The following is a 730-nucleotide window of genomic DNA, read 5'->3' on the forward strand; positions in this document are numbered from 1 at the left end:
TGGACTTGCCCGGAAAATGTGGAGAGCACCAACTGAGGAACCAGGAGGTGTTCTATGGGAAACGGGAACAGGCCGACGCCGGAATTTCGGCGTGAAGCGGTGCGGCTGGCGCTGAGCAGCGGTCGGACGCGGCGGGAGATCGCGGAGGATCTTGGCATTGGCCTTTCGACGCTGACGCGCTGGCTTGGGCAGGAGCGCGATGCCAGCGAGCCGAATGAGGCACCGGTCGATCTGCATGCCGAGTTGAGGCGGCTGCGGCGGGAGAATGCCTTGCTAAAGCAGGAGCGCGACATCCTAAAAAAAGCCGCGGCCTTCTTCGCGAAAGAGGGAAGTCGATGACCTTCGGCTTCATCGAGGCGGAGAAGGCCAGCTTCCCGATCAGCCGGATGTGTCGGGTCCTCGGAGTCAGCCAGAGCGGTTTCTTCGCCTGGCAGAACCGCCCCGCCTGCCGTCGCCAGCAGCAGGACATGGTCTATCTGGCACATATCCGGACGGCTTTCGCGCTGTCGAACGGCACATACGGCAGCCCGCGCATGCACCGCGACCTCGTCGATGGGGGCCATGAGATCGGGCGGCATCGCACAGCACGGCTGATGCGCGAGAACCAGTTGATTGCGCGCCAGAAACGGCGGTTCAGGCGCACGACGGACAGCGAGCATGCCTGGCCCGTCGCGCCCAACCTCGTGGCGCAGGACTTCACGGCGGATGGCCCGGACCGGAAGTGGGGAGC

1 pseudogene is annotated in these 730 nt (G+C 64.8%); it reads left to right on the top strand.

Going from position 1 to position 730, the window contains the following annotated elements:
* Positions 1-54: 54 nt before the first annotated feature.
* Positions 55-730, top strand: a pseudogene (locus FNF32_RS15500) (IS3 family transposase); the annotation flags it as partial.

Origin of the sequence: Paracoccus marinus (assembly GCF_007018965.1) — a bacterium.
GTDB lineage: Bacteria > Pseudomonadota > Alphaproteobacteria > Rhodobacterales > Rhodobacteraceae > Paracoccus > Paracoccus marinus.